We start from the raw sequence: 1,251 nt of genomic DNA on the forward strand, positions 1-1,251 counted from the left end.
CAGCGACTCCGACCCCTCCGACCCGCCGGGCGGCGGGCGCGGCGGCAGCCGCGTCGCGCCGAACCGCTTGCGCACGGGCATCACCGACGCGGACCCCACGGACGGACCGGGCTTCGGGCGCGGCGGCGGGCGCGTGATCCGCACCCGCACCGGCCTGACCGACAGCGACCCGTCCGATGGCGCCGGGTTCGGCCGCCGCGGCTGGTGACTCGCGCCGTCGGCGGCTAGCGTCCGCCGCCATGCAGGACGACACGACGCTGGCCGAGCAGGCCTGGACCCAGGCCTTCGGCGCGCTTCCCCTCGAGGAGGGGCTGGCGATGCGCGAAGGCACGGGGTGGCGGCATTTCGCGGCCCCCGCCTCCGGCCACCATGCGCGGCTGCTGTCCGTCGCCGACCTCGACGCCTTCCTCGCGACCGACGCCGCGCGCAGCCCGCGCGTCTCGATGGCGGAGAGCCGGCGCGAGGGCAGCGCTGCGGTGCCGCAGGACGAATACCTGCGCGAGGACGGCCGCGTGGACCTGCCGGGCCTGTTCCACGCCTTCGACCATGGCGCGACGCTCGTCGTCTCGCAGTTCCACGAGATGCACGCGCCGCTGATGCGCTTCTGCCGCGGGCTGGAGCAGGTGTTCCGGCATGCGGTGCAGGCGAACATCTACCTGACGCCGCCGGGCGCGCAGGGTTTTCGGGTGCATTACGACACCCATGACGTGCTGGTTCTGCAGGTGGCGGGCGAGAAGCGCTGGCGGCTGTTTCCCGGCCAGCCGGTGCCCCGCCCGACGCGCCGCACGCCCTGGCCGGGCAACATCGTCCCCGACGGCGAGCCCGAGGACCTGACGCTGCAGCCGGGCGACACGCTCTATGTCCCGCGCGGCGTGCTGCACGACGCCGCGGCGCAGGACGGGCTGTCGCTGCACGTCACGATCGGGTTGCTCGAGCCGTCCTTCGCGACCGTGCTGCGCCTCGCGGTGGACCTGCTGGAGGAGACCGAACCGGCGCTGCGCGAGGCCTTCCCGACCTGGCGCCTGGCCGATGGCCCGGCGCGGCTGGCCGAGCTTGCGCGCCCGCTCGCCGCGAAGCTGGCCGAGCCGGCGGCGCTGGAGCTGGCGGCGCTGACGCTGCTGGATCGCCTGGCTGGCGAGCGGCCGGCGCTGCTGGGGCGGGGGCTGTTCGTGGACATGCCGGGCGCCGACACGCGGCTGGTGCTCGCACCCGGCGCGCTGCACGCGCTGGTGCCGGAGGATGGCGGCGGGG

General features: G+C 75.8%; 2 protein-coding genes. Both read left to right on the forward strand.

The window, feature by feature from the left end; all coding sequences use genetic code 11:
* Positions 1-208: hypothetical protein (locus tag L2I40_RS23380; protein WP_237217750.1), on the forward strand; the 208-nt coding region annotated here is incomplete at its 5' end.
* 31 nt (positions 209-239) lie between these two features.
* Positions 240-1,251 (forward strand): cupin domain-containing protein (locus tag L2I40_RS23385; protein WP_237217751.1); only part of this gene is annotated, 1,012 nt, incomplete at its 3' end.

It is taken from the genome of Falsiroseomonas oryziterrae (assembly GCF_021864505.1).
GTDB lineage: Bacteria > Pseudomonadota > Alphaproteobacteria > Acetobacterales > Acetobacteraceae > Falsiroseomonas > Falsiroseomonas oryziterrae.